Annotated in this window: 1 protein-coding gene; it reads right to left on the bottom strand. The window is 60.5% G+C overall.

All coding sequences use genetic code 11. The features are described from left to right. The coding region (locus tag ACFFN1_RS13730) for a type III restriction-modification system endonuclease (RefSeq protein WP_376841396.1) at positions 1 to 2,961 on the bottom strand (2,961 nt) is incomplete at its 3' end. Between the last annotated feature and the right edge of the window lie 89 nt (positions 2,962 to 3,050).

Here is a 3,050-nt window from a genome sequence, read left to right as displayed (position 1 = left end):
ACCTTCACCCCAGAAATCCCAGCCGAGACCACCACAATCCTCGACGCCCTCAGACACCACCGACCGAACCAGCGCAAGGGTAACTAAACCTGTGCAACTCAGGGCGATCGCCCAGTCCGGGTTGTAGTCCCCGACAGGGGTGGGGATGAAGAATCCGCGCGGAAGTTTCGCGTACACGGCGATCTCATGGCTGGTGTCGAGTTCGGTGACGAACTCTCTCTCAACTTTCGAGTCGGTGACGACGTAGTCGTAGACGTGCTTGGCGAGCTTGCCGCCTGCTTTGGAGAAGTCCTGGGCCGTCTGGTTCTCGGTGAAGATCGCGGAGTCGAAACGGTCTTCGAGGGTGTCGTAAGTGAGGTGCTCCACGATCACCGAGGCCTTCTGTTCGTTGATGAGACGGGCTGCCTCGGTGATGAACTGCTCTGGGTTCTGGCGGAACTTGGCGAAGGTCGCTGGTGTGATTCCGCGCAGAATGGCAGCTGCCGTGCGACGCGTGAGCTGGGTCTTCTCGGTGATCTCACCGAGCAGGTCGTACTTCACCTGCGACCCGGAGCTCTTGGTTTCCGTGTGGGTCTGGGTGGCTTGCACGGAGAATCCGGCCCCGGTGGTGAGGTCGTCGGCTTCGAGTTGATCATGTTGCCTACCTGCCTGCACGACATACTGCAGGGCGGCGACGTTGAGGTGCTTGTCGAGGTGCTCGATGGCTTTGCCGATCAGTTCCTTGGAGTCGAAGTCCACCTGGTACACGGCGCGGTGGTTGATTCGGCCCCAGAGCGCCTGGAATTCCTTGCGGGCGAAGTTGGCTTCGTTGAGCGGGATCTTCTTCGGTTTGCGGTCGTCGATGGGCTGGGGCAGGTTGAGGTACAACATGTCGATCAACGGCCAGACGAAGTCGATGACGGGCTTGAGGATCTCAGACGTTGCTGCGGCGCGGACGCCCTCCTCTTTGGCCTGCTTGTAGGTCTCGGAGATGGTGTCGTCATCGTTCACGTAGTCGTTCTTGACCAGGTACTTGTAGAGCGCGCTCGCGATGCCGTCGTCGACCACGATCTCACCCGACGGCGTTTGGATGGTCTTGCCGACGAAGAACGTCGGGCTCGCTTTCCGGGGGCGTGCGGCGAGAGACTCGGCGATCTCGCGCTGGAGTCCGGTGACGAAGTCGGTATAGGACTCGTCGGTGACGACGGTCAGCTCGTTGATCTCGTGCACCGTCACAGGGTTGTCCATCCGCTCTCCGTGTTGGTCGACGGCCAAGCGGAGGCCACGCCCGATCTCCTGTCGGCGGGAGACCGTGTTGTCGCTTTTCTTGAGCATGCCCATCACGAACACGTTCGGGTTGTCCCAGCCTTCACGTAGTGCGGAGTGTGAGAAGACGAACCGTACCGGCTCGGCGAGGGACAGAAGGCGCTCCTTGTTCTTGAGGATAAGGTCGTAGGCATCGCTGTCGGTTGACTGCCCCTTGTCGTCGCCGCGTCCGGACACCTTGCCGTCGACCTGCTGTTTGGTCCTTTTGTCGATGGAGAAGTACCCCTCGTGGACCTGGCGCACGTCGTCGCGACGCAAATAGGTCCGGTATGCCTCAGCGGCTTCGTCGAGGTCGAGCTCACCCAGCACCTCGTCACGGATTGACGTGTACTCCTCCTCGAAGATCCGGGCGTAGTCGCCGAGGGTGTCGTCGCGGTCGTAGTCGCGGTACTTCGCTACCTCGTCGATGAAGAAGAGCGAGAGCACTTTCACTCCCTGGCTGAAGAGTTCGCGCTCCTTCTCCAGGTGGGCGCGCACAACTTCGCGAATCTGGATCCGGCGCTTGGTATCTTCGGTGACGTCTCGGCCGGCGAGCTGACCGGCGGTGACGACGTCGCCATTGCTCAGTTCGATGACGTCGCGGTTGGCATCGATCTCGGTGATGAAGAGGCCCTTGTACGCCTCGATTCCGTTGGAGATGTCGTGCAGGTTGGCGCCGAGATCAAGGCGCTTGACCTGCCGTTTGATAGTCGACGCGGTTTGCACTTCGATTTCGACCCTTGCGCGCGGTTTGGCTCCCTTTGAGATCTCGATCGCGTCAAGGTAGAGGTAGGCCGTCGACCCGGCGAGGCCCTTCACTTTGATCCCGCGCACCGCGATCTTCTTGACGAGCTTCTGATTGTAAGCGTCGACGGCGTCGAGTCGGTGCACCTTGGTGTGCTCCACTTTGTGTGTAGCGGAGTACCGCAGCATCATGAGGCCGTTGAATCGGGCAAGTGCTGCCAGGGATTTCGGTGCTCCGATCTTCTGTGGCTCGTCGACGATTACGATCGGGCGGTTGGCGCTGATGACGTCGATCGGGCGGCGAGACTGGAAGTCGTCGAGTTCGTCGTAGATCCGGCGGTTGTCCTTGCCGGTCGAGTTGAATGCCTGGATGTTGATGATCATGACCTGCACGCCGGCATCGGAGCTGAACCGTTCCAGCTCATGCAGTTGGGAGGAGTTGTAGATAAACGAGCGCGGCTTCGTGCCGTAGATCTGCTGGAAGTGGTCTGCGGTGACATCAAAGGACTTCTTCACACCTTCGCGGATCGCCACCGACGGCACCACCACGATGTACTTCGACCATCCGTACCGCTTGTGCAGTTCCATGATCGTCTTGATGTACACGTAGGTCTTGCCGGTTCCGGTCTCCATCTCGACGTCAAGGTTTGGGGCTCCTGGCGCGGCAGCGCTGGTGGCGAGCGACTTCGACAGCGGGAGGTTGCGCGACCGCTGGACGGCGTGAACGTTTTCCAACAGCTGGGTGCTCGACAGTGCGATCTCGGCATTGCGCAGGCCCGCGTCGGGGCGTTCCTGGACCTCGAAGAGCGCCGGCGCGGTCTTCGGCCGAACCCTGCCCGGGTCGATCCGGTAGGAGATCCCGTCATGCTTTGGTTGCCCGGCGAAAATGTCGACGACGGCGTCGACAGCGTCGGTCTGACCTGACTTCCACAATTTTTGGGGTTTTCTTCGCGTCTGGAACTGTTTGCGCTGGTCAGCGTGTTGCGCGGTTCGCTCGTGGGTAACTACATGGTGTCTAGAAT

Source organism: Brevibacterium otitidis (assembly GCF_042429315.1).
Lineage (GTDB): Bacteria > Actinomycetota > Actinomycetes > Actinomycetales > Brevibacteriaceae > Brevibacterium > Brevibacterium otitidis.
This window is presented reverse-complemented; position numbering and strand designations above follow the sequence as displayed.